Raw genomic sequence first — 8,147 nt, 5'->3', positions numbered from 1 at the left:
GAGTGGAAATTGTTACGGACATCTAGAACAATCTAAAACTCTCTTATCTATCGATAAGGTTGAGCTAGCAAAAATTAAAATTAAACCCAAGAGCTAATATTCTTGGGTTTAATTTTAATTTTTGCAGCTATTTAGCAATCATGCCAGCAGATGAAAGTCCACAAAAATATAAACCCGCCGCCTAAGACATCACTAACTTCTTGTTCTGTTAATTCCTGGAGAAAACTTTCGGAATCTCGAAACAGATTGGCACCAGCGGGTTCGAGGTCAGAAATTATAATGCTAGCCATTTTTCAATCTACTCCTAATGTGAATTTAGTTAAGATGTAACTAAACGGTCTGTTGCTTAATTACATTACTATCTTCCTTGATTAAACTGACAAAATCAAGAGTTTTATTGATAAATAAAAAATATAATTGACATATTTATGTCTGCAAAATGAAACTAATATAACTTTTGGAAAAACTGTTGAGACTATCAAGCTTATTTGTGAAGCCAAATAACTTCAGATTTACAAAAGATTGAGAACGTTATTAAGTTATTTATGTCCCTAATTTTTTTGAGTCCCAAATTCTACAAAAAAGAAATCAGCCCAAGTTCGCTCTTAGACTGAAGTAGAAATATTAAGGCTGAATTCGTAAGTTATGAGGAGATGTCTAAGGTTGAAATAAAATCAATTCAACGGTGTGTAGATGTCTTCAGAGCTAGCATTAAGATAGGCACGCTGCCAGTCAATTCCCAACAGGGAGAAGTGCTGTATGATAGCATTCATCCGGCTGTCTGGGGACTCATCTCTTTTATGCCAAGCTTCCAGCAAACCATTAGCTATAATTTGGCAGCGGTTCCTCCCAAAGCTTTCTTGATGCCCAAATTTGCAGTCTGGTTCTTCTGCTAGCCCTAGCCCCGGTGCTAGCTGCTTGGTAAACAGGGGTATTTCCGGCTGAAAATGCACTTGGTTTTCAAAATAGACAATCTGAAGTACCAAGCGAATAGCTTCATAATCATTTTTCGCAAAGTACAAAACTCCTGAGTCGTAACGCCCGTAGTCACCTGGGTTGTACAAAACTTTGAAGCTGAAACTCACAGCAATATCATTCAACAAGCGTGTAGCAGAAAGCATAACCGCAGCTGCACCTTCAGGAGTTAAATTAAAGTAAATGCGTGCAATAGCGCCATGACTATCTGAATGATTGAGATTATTTAACCAGGCATTACCAACTGCTGTATAAAAGCCGTTTGGCAGCAAATTTTTGGGCATTTGGATAGATACTGAATCACCAACAACAGCATCTTGTTGAGATGGTTGCAGATGGCGTTCGCGTTCAATATGCAGCCTCAAACCGTTTTTCGTCACTGCTAGACTACCATCAATTTCTTCTTTAAGAATATGCCAACCAGAATCGAAGTAACCAATCCCACTGTTATTTTCGTGCAACCGATTGTAAAAATCCAAATCTACTCCCAAGAAAGTATTATTATCTAAGTTGAGTGCCTGACGAGCGGAAGTCACCTCTTGTAAAAGAGTAGTTCGCATAGAGCCGTTGTAATAGATACCGTAGAGAAAAGTGCACAGCTGTAAATTCAGATATTTGCTCTGGATATCTGGTGACATTTTCTGAAACCTAGCAACCACTTCATCTGGCACTGCAAAAGGTTTGTAATCTGGATGACGAATGCAGAAATTAGGATATATCTGAACATTGGTAGCAATATCTTGCAATGTATTCTGCAAGTTTTTCGCTGTGGTAGTTGCTAAATGAGTGCTAGGAGAATCAAGTAAGGGCATAATAGTTTTGTTGCGGCTAGAGATTTTAAGAGGCAGAAAAGCTGAATCTACTTAGTTCAACAGTACCAGAACCAAAAATAGTCTGCATAGATTGTTCTGGACGGCATAACAAACTTTTGGCTACTTGGAGTATAGCAATCCCGGTGTTTCCCAAAGATGCTTGATTTTGCATCATTGACAAAACTTGTTGAATTAATCCAAAACCAGTAAATTGAACCACTCGAAGCAAGAAATCAGGGCGATGCTCTAAAATTTCGGGAAAGTTATCGAAATAAGTGCAAGTCAGGGCTGCAATAGATGGCTGAATTTTCTCAAGAGGAATTGTAGCCAAACGTAAAGATTCCTCAATAGTGAGTGAGTTACTAATAACCAAGCTATTTAGCCATATTACTAGGTAGGTATTGATCAGTATTCCTAAATCGAATGCTGGATCTCCCCAATTTGCTCGCTCCCAATCAATTAATCGGACAATCTTCTCGCTAGATTTATGTGAATCAACGTGCAAAAGAATATTATTCACCTTCAAGTCATTGTGCGTCAAGCAACAAGGATTAAAAGCAGTAGAGAGCTCCGCCATTGCCTGCCCTAAGCTATCGTAGCGCTGATAGAGGGAAATGAATTTGAGGACCTCGGGAGGAACCATACCAAAAATTTCAGGTTCTACTCGTTCCAGTTTATTTGTAACGTATTTAACCCGATTAATGGGGAGAGTATTAGTTTTATAAAAAAACTCCCGATATTGTGGGCGGTTGTAGGTTGAGCGATGGATTGTGGCTATAAGAGTCCCAATTGAGGATGCGATCGCGCTCGGAAAAACATTCTCTTTCGCATAGAAATCAGCTAAATCGCGATAGTCATCTAGATACTGGGAAACCATGATGGAATTTTCACGATCAAAATGTAACACGACTGGCAATAATGCCCGAAAGTTTTCCAGTTCTGGAAACTGCTGCAAAAACTCTTGAATCCGCCATTCATTCAAAAATTCGCCAGCCGTTTTTCCATCAGAGGCATAACGTTCCTGCTTCACAAGGTATTTATGACCGCTAGAGAGAGTTACTAACAAATTAAAATTTTTAGCGGGAATTGAATCAATCTGAACCAGGTCTTCGTCTGCATCAGTACACAGAGCTAAGCCTCTCAAATAACTGGTAACGTTGTGGGAACTTAAAAGAAGTGCCATAGTTCAAGGATATACCAACAATTTATTACAACAGGGAATTGTTGTGGTTTTTAACATCTTAGACAATTAGAGTAATTTCGTATCCTAGCTTGAGGTGATTTTTTAGCTAAAATATTCAAAATTATGTCTGCAAATTTATGCAATTGTTCTAGAGCCGATTTCAGGGTGGAAGAAATTATCAAATATTGAAGCTAGCAATAGCGAGCGCATTTGAGCAAGTAGATGAGCAATACCTTTGGAATTGGTTTACTGACTGCTGTTATAACACCTCATTTATATGAGAGAAGTTCTCTATAGGAGAAATATTATATGTAGAATCATGCTTCCCGCTCCCAAAACACAACACACTCCAAAGAATTTTTACCCACCAGCTACCTAAGACATAAGCAACCAAAGTACGGACGATCGTTCAAAAGTTTGAAAAGCGATTTCCCTTTTTCGGCACGCTATATATAGCGTGCCTGTGTAAGTCCTGTGAGAGAGCAATTGTTGGAACTAGCTTTCCAACAAATTTTCCCCACTGCTATAAGATGAGGGTGAGGCTTTTATTAATCCGAAGGGAATTATTCTTCCGAAGGGAATTATTATTCCGAAGGGAAGTATTTTAGGTAAACCACCCTTGACTTCACCTGCTTGCTCCTCAGACAATAACTCTTCTGCTTGGTTGCGTCGTGCTTCTGCATTAACCACGGCTTCAGCAATCAAATCGTTAATTTCAAGTTGACTCGGTTTTTTTCTTGAATTAGCATCCATTCTTACTTTTCTCCTTTTTAACTGTGTTTGAACATTTTCAGCTAGGTATGCCTTACTGACAAATTTGAGTTTAACTTAATCTAACTAATAATTCCAAGTATTTTTAGGGCTTTTTTGAGATAAAAACAAACTAATTATGTCTCAACAAGAAAGATTCGTTAAATAAAGTAGTTATACTTTTGTTAACTAATTGCGGATATTCTGCCATAAAAGTATTAAATCTATACAAAACTTTTGAATATCCCATAAATTACAATCTTTAAAGAAGACATAATTAAAGTATTTAAGTCTGAATTTGTGTTTCAGCACATTGACTTATTTTTTCAACTCTTGGCAAACTATAGTCAGAACTGCTGAATGTTTTGTTTTCGGCTTTCTCCTGCTTTTTATTTTGATTCAACGGAGGAATATATGTCTGTAAATTTGTTTGAAAGACTGAAAGAATTTTTGGTAAGATTGGTTAAAGACCAATCCTTCCGCACTCAACTTGATAACAGCACCGTTGAGGAACGTCAGCAAGTATTGAAATCGGCTGGCTACATTTTTTCAAAAGAAGAATTTGAAACTGCTGCTCTCCATGTATTAGAGTCAAAAGAGCGGGGCGAACTCACTGAACTCACTGAAGAGGAATTAGCTGGAGTCCTCGGTGGATTTATTGGCGGAAAATATCCCATTTTTCAACCCATGTACGGCGCGGTCTTGCAGGATCTAGAATCAAAAATTTCGCCTCCCCAACAAGCGATGTACGGAGTAATTACCGAACCCGACTACTTCTAGTTACATTTTTCATCTGCCGCTTTGAGGATGGCAAGCGCGATCGCTATATTTTAAGCAAGTATTTGTTGTCACACCGAAGTGTATTCCTCAAGCGGCGAAGCTTTAAGCTAGGAGTTTACTAATGATAAATTTGCTTTCTTTCACTCTAACAGATTCAATCATTTAAATTAAGAGGAAATTACCCCTGGCTAGCATCCAGGGCTGTTTCATTCATTGTAGGGGCAATCCCCCCGTGGTTGCCCCAATCCCCCCGTGGTTGCCCCAATCCCCCCGTGGTTGCCCCAATCCCTGAAACGCCTGCAAATCGTGGATGGGGAGGGTAGGCACGGGGGCACTACCCCTACAAAACCCTGGTTTCCCTGAGAATGAAACAGCCCTGGGCTAGCATCACTATATCTGACGTGAAGCTTGCAGGTTCTAAATTCTTTCAAGGAGTGAGAGCTTCCTAACCGACCTAAAAGATTACAAGCAATTGTATACCGCAGGTGGTTTTATTAGCATTAGTAGCATTAGCGTCGTCAGAGTTCCCCGAACTCAAAATATTTACTCCGTCTCTATTTCTTTTGTGTTCTGAGGCAAAATAAAAAGGGAGACCTAAGGCTTTGAGTCTGTCTCCCACAGGATAAGAAATTAACTTAACCCGTTTATCTCAAAAAAAACTAAAGGTTTTTATGACATACCGTCGCACGAGTTACGCTGTTTGGGAAATTACTCTAAAGTGCAATTTGGCTTGTAGTCACTGCGGTTCGCGAGCGGGACACGCACGCACCACAGAGCTTACTACAGAAGAGGCATTTGATCTTGTTCGGCAGATGGCAGAAGTCGGCATTAAAGAAGTTACATTGATTGGTGGCGAAGCATTTATGCGTCCAGATTGGCTGCAAATTGCTAAAGCGATTAATCAAGCGGGGATGCTTTGCAGTATGACGACTGGAGGTTATGGCATCTCGCTAGAAACAGCACGTCGAATGAAAGAAGCAGGCATTGCAACCGTCTCGGTTTCCATTGATGGCTTAGAGGAAACGCACGATCGCTTGCGCGGACGGCAAGGCTCTTGGAAATATGCGTTTAAAACGATGAGCCATCTCAAAGAAGCCGGCATAAAATTCGGTTGTAACACCCAAATTAACCGCCTGTCAGCACCAGAATTTCCTTGCATCTACGAACATATTCGCGACGCCGGAGCGATCGCTTGGCAAATTCAACTAACCGTGCCGATGGGTAATGCGGCAGACAACGCCCATATTCTCCTGCAACCCTGCGAACTACTGGATATTTATCCCATGCTAGCCCGCGTAGCTCGTCGGGCAAAGCGCGAGGGTGTTCAAATCCAGCCCGGTAATAACATCGGTTATTATGGCCCTGACGAACGGTTGTTGCGAGGACGCGGTGACGAAAACGAGTGGGCATTTTGGCAAGGCTGTTCTGCGGGACTTTCTACTTTAGGAATTGAGGCAGATGGTGCGATTAAAGGCTGTCCTTCTTTACCGACATCAGCTTATACTGGTGGCAATATCAGAGACCATTCACTCCGTACAATTGTTGAAGAAACTGACGAGTTGCGTTTCAATTTAGGCGCGGGAACGCCTCAAGGAACAGCGCATTTATGGGGCTTTTGTAAAACCTGTGAGTTTGCCGAACTTTGCCGGGGAGGCTGTACTTGGACTGCCCATGTTTTCTTTAACCGTCGCGGAAATAATCCTTACTGCCACCATCGGGCGATCGTACAGGCAGAAAAGGGAATTCGAGAGCGCGTTTCTCCTAAAGTTCCCGCGCCAGGGCTGCCGTTTGATAATGGTGAATTTGAACTAATTGAAGAGGCTATTAATGCTCCTTGGTTGGAGAATGACCCGCTTCATTTTACAAGCGATCGCATCCAATGGCCGGCAACTTGGGCGGATGAACAGGAACCCTCCGAATCCCCATTAGTTGAAGTTTAATCAATTGCAGTTGTAAGGATGTATAAGTTATGACAGAAAATCTCAATTCCTTCAATGATAATTCTCCAATTACTATCCTTCCGCGCAGCGCATGGAGCAGCGAGTTAGCCTTTTTAAAAGCCATGTTGAAAGCCAAACAAGCCTTAGATAAAAAAGAGAAAGCTTTGAGCAAAAACTAAATTCTAACGTTTACAGATTAGCTAGGCTTTCTAAATTGAGTATAGTAAAAGCCCTCTAATTAATCATCAGAGGGCTTTTACTATGCAGTTGATTGAATTGATTAAACAGCCTTAGGTGTCGCTACCTCACGTAATTGTTCAGATTGGAGGTAGTTATCTGTAATAATTTGCGGACAGCGCATACACGCTGCTTTACCTTCTTGCTGCCACCACCGACACTCGCGACGGATAGGGCAAGGTGGTAAATTCTCCGACACCGCAGCCATTTGGTTTGCAACTCGCGTTGCCAGACCACAATTTGCGCCATCAAAATGCTGGCAACCTGTCTCCGCACATGGAGCCGCAATCCGAAACACTTCTGTTGGCGTAACCGACCCGCTCAAAACCATAAGTTCGTCAGTTAGAGGCTGAACTTGTTTAAGATAAGCGACTTGAGGGTTTTCTACTGTGCCAGCAATTACCCCAAATACTGCACTATTCCCGACTTCAGCTCGCGCACTGGGGCAAAGGGGTGTAGAACTATTAACATCGATTTCTTCCATTAGACCTCTCCGAAAATTCTCAAGCTTTTCATGTAAGCAGTTTCTAGCAATTTAAGACGGAATGCTAAATCACCACAAACTAACCAAGTGATAAGGCTTTAAAGAGTAGTTGATAAAAATCCGTCTATTCAATCAACTATTTTAATTGATTTTTTTTTCACAAGCCTCGACTGCTGCAAAAACTTTTGAATTCGCCATTCATTCAAAAACTCGCCAGCCGTTTTTCCATCAGAGGCATAACGTTCCTGCTTCACAAGGTATTTATGACCGTTAGAGAGAGTTACTAACAAATTAAAATTTTTAGCGGGGATTGAATCAATCTGAACCAGGTCTTGGTCTGCATCAGTACACAGAGTTAAGCCTCTCAAATAACTGGCAACGTTGTGGGAACTTAAAAGAAGTGCCATAATTTAAGGATATACAAAGAATTTATCGCAACTGGGAATTGTTGTGGTTTTTAACATCTTAGACAATTCGAGTAATTTTGTATCCTAGCTTGAGGTTATTTTCTAGCTAAAATATTCAAAATTATGTCTGCAAATTTATGCAAATTGTTCTAAAGCCGATCGACTCAACCAGTAAGAGCGATCGAGCTAGCCAATAACCAGAGCCGATCGCGCTCCAGAGCCAAAGGGCGATCGCAGCCCGGTTGTGGGACAATGCAATGGCAAAGGCAACCAGCCAGCTCTTCTGAAACTGCCTGTGAAGTCTAGCGCCCCACTTTTGGAGAAATGGACTGAGAAGCTCGCCTGCAGTAACTTTAACTCAAGCAGTTATGTCTCAAGAGTTAGACACCAACTTCACTTTCAGCCGCAGCCCAGGGGCAAGCAACAGATGCACTGCTATTAAGTAGTCAGACAGAATTAATTACACAAATACATAGTATAATGATATTCCAGGCAAAATTATGAGTTAATTACAGTTTCATATGATGTTTATCAGAGAAATAAATCCTCTTTCGTCTAAATTGCTCGACTCGAATTCAT

10 protein-coding genes are annotated in these 8,147 nt (G+C 41.0%); 3 read left to right on the top strand and 7 right to left on the bottom strand.

The annotated features are described in order from the left end of the window. Positions 1 to 131: 131 nt before the first annotated feature. The 4 genes from ACUVJL_RS31415 to ACUVJL_RS31400 form a co-directional block, all read right to left on the bottom strand. Positions 132 to 290: a hypothetical protein gene (locus ACUVJL_RS31415; RefSeq protein ID WP_445249415.1), complete on the bottom strand. Its 159-nt coding sequence runs from the start codon at positions 288 to 290 to the stop codon at positions 132 to 134. A 384-nt stretch (positions 291 to 674) separates the two neighbouring features. Continuing rightward, complete coding sequence (locus ACUVJL_RS31410) at positions 675 to 1,787, bottom strand: T3SS effector HopA1 family protein (RefSeq protein WP_445249414.1); 1,113 nt, start codon at positions 1,785 to 1,787, stop codon at positions 675 to 677. 25 nt (positions 1,788 to 1,812) lie between these two features. Then, a complete protein-coding gene (locus ACUVJL_RS31405) occupies positions 1,813 to 2,970 on the bottom strand; it encodes a phosphotransferase family protein (protein WP_445249413.1) in 1,158 nt (385 codons plus the stop codon). A 495-nt stretch (positions 2,971 to 3,465) separates the two neighbouring features. Next, positions 3,466 to 3,723, bottom strand: a complete 258-nt coding sequence (locus ACUVJL_RS31400; protein WP_445249412.1) for a hypothetical protein — start codon at positions 3,721 to 3,723, stop codon at positions 3,466 to 3,468. Between the two features lie 411 nt (positions 3,724 to 4,134). Between ACUVJL_RS31400 and ACUVJL_RS31395 the strand changes: the two genes are divergently transcribed. The 3 genes from ACUVJL_RS31395 to ACUVJL_RS31385 all read left to right on the top strand — a co-directional run bounded on the left by ACUVJL_RS31395 (position 4,135) and on the right by ACUVJL_RS31385 (position 6,619). Further along, entirely contained in the window at positions 4,135 to 4,500 is a 366-nt protein-coding gene (locus ACUVJL_RS31395; protein WP_445249411.1) for a Nif11-like leader peptide family natural product precursor, read from the top strand. 671 nt (positions 4,501 to 5,171) lie between these two features. After that, a complete protein-coding gene (locus ACUVJL_RS31390) occupies positions 5,172 to 6,440 on the top strand; it encodes a nif11-class peptide radical SAM maturase 3 (protein WP_445249410.1) in 1,269 nt (422 codons plus the stop codon). A gap of 29 nt (positions 6,441 to 6,469) precedes the next feature. Continuing rightward, entirely contained in the window at positions 6,470 to 6,619 is a 150-nt protein-coding gene (locus ACUVJL_RS31385) for a hypothetical protein (protein ID WP_445249409.1), read from the top strand. Between the two features lie 101 nt (positions 6,620 to 6,720). On the opposite strand, the gene ACUVJL_RS31380 is transcribed toward ACUVJL_RS31385, so the two are convergent. The 3 genes from ACUVJL_RS31380 to ACUVJL_RS31370 form a co-directional block, all read right to left on the bottom strand. Further along, the gene (locus tag ACUVJL_RS31380) at positions 6,721 to 7,161 is read right to left on the bottom strand and encodes a nitrogen fixation protein (RefSeq protein ID WP_445249408.1); all 441 of its coding nucleotides are present in this window, start codon (positions 7,159 to 7,161) and stop codon (positions 6,721 to 6,723) included. A 128-nt stretch (positions 7,162 to 7,289) separates the two neighbouring features. After that, positions 7,290 to 7,568, bottom strand: coding sequence for a hypothetical protein (locus ACUVJL_RS31375; RefSeq protein WP_445249407.1), 279 nt, complete (start codon positions 7,566 to 7,568; stop codon positions 7,290 to 7,292). 121 nt (positions 7,569 to 7,689) lie between these two features. Next, positions 7,690 to 7,821: a hypothetical protein gene (locus tag ACUVJL_RS31370; RefSeq protein ID WP_445249406.1), complete on the bottom strand. Its 132-nt coding sequence runs from the start codon at positions 7,819 to 7,821 to the stop codon at positions 7,690 to 7,692. Positions 7,822 to 8,147: the final 326 nt, after the last annotated feature.

This window comes from Microcoleus sp. OTE_8_concoct_300 (assembly GCF_031383065.1).
In the GTDB taxonomy this organism is placed as follows: Bacteria; Cyanobacteriota; Cyanobacteriia; order Cyanobacteriales; family Microcoleaceae; genus Microcoleus.
This window is presented reverse-complemented; position numbering and strand designations above follow the sequence as displayed.

What these genes read in the sequence shown, in the direction of transcription:
- ACUVJL_RS31390 (WP_445249410.1), top strand. Translation starts at nt 5,172, where the DNA reads ATGACATACCGTCGCACGAGTTACGCTGTTTGGGAAATTACTCTAAAG.
- ACUVJL_RS31400 (WP_445249412.1), bottom strand. Translation starts at nt 3,723, where the DNA reads ATGGATGCTAATTCAAGAAAAAAACCGAGTCAACTTGAAATTAACGAT.
- ACUVJL_RS31385 (WP_445249409.1), top strand. Translation starts at nt 6,470, where the DNA reads ATGACAGAAAATCTCAATTCCTTCAATGATAATTCTCCAATTACTATC.
- ACUVJL_RS31375 (WP_445249407.1), bottom strand. Translation starts at nt 7,568, where the DNA reads ATGGCACTTCTTTTAAGTTCCCACAACGTTGCCAGTTATTTGAGAGGC.
- ACUVJL_RS31415 (WP_445249415.1), bottom strand. Translation starts at nt 290, where the DNA reads ATGGCTAGCATTATAATTTCTGACCTCGAACCCGCTGGTGCCAATCTG.
- ACUVJL_RS31380 (WP_445249408.1), bottom strand. Translation starts at nt 7,161, where the DNA reads ATGGAAGAAATCGATGTTAATAGTTCTACACCCCTTTGCCCCAGTGCG.
- ACUVJL_RS31405 (WP_445249413.1), bottom strand. Translation starts at nt 2,970, where the DNA reads ATGGCACTTCTTTTAAGTTCCCACAACGTTACCAGTTATTTGAGAGGC.
- ACUVJL_RS31410 (WP_445249414.1), bottom strand. Translation starts at nt 1,787, where the DNA reads ATGCCCTTACTTGATTCTCCTAGCACTCATTTAGCAACTACCACAGCG.
- ACUVJL_RS31395 (WP_445249411.1), top strand. Translation starts at nt 4,135, where the DNA reads ATGTCTGTAAATTTGTTTGAAAGACTGAAAGAATTTTTGGTAAGATTG.